Source organism: Alkalicoccobacillus porphyridii (assembly GCF_007293315.1).
Lineage (GTDB): Bacteria > Bacillota > Bacilli > Bacillales > Bacillaceae_D > Alkalicoccobacillus > Alkalicoccobacillus porphyridii.
Map to the genome: position 1 here is coordinate 1 of NZ_VLXZ01000144.1, position 292 is coordinate 292.

Consider the following 292-nt stretch of genomic DNA (forward strand, 5'->3'; position numbering starts at 1 on the left):
GTTCGCATACGCCATGCCGATCGAGCACACGGGGCAGTTGTTGACGGAGATGATGGTCGAGGTGCCGCCGTCGCCGGCCGCGATCTCTTCCAGCACCAGCGCCAGCGCCACGTAATCGAGGCCGGCGCCGCCGTACTCCTCCGGCACGGCCACGCCGAACGCGCCCAGGCGCGCCAGTTCCTGCAATTCCTCTTTCGGGAAGTGGTGGTCGCGGTCCCAGCGGGCGGCGTTCGGTGCCAGGCGTTCCTGCGCAAAGCTGCGCAGGGCGTCGCGGATCATCTGGTGTTCTTCG

Annotated in this window: 1 protein-coding gene; it reads right to left on the reverse strand. The window is 68.2% G+C overall.

The genetic code is table 11. The features are described 5' to 3' along the window. Window positions 1-292 (reverse strand): acyl-CoA dehydrogenase family protein (locus FN960_RS21305; protein ID WP_221936844.1); only part of this gene is annotated, 292 nt, incomplete at both ends.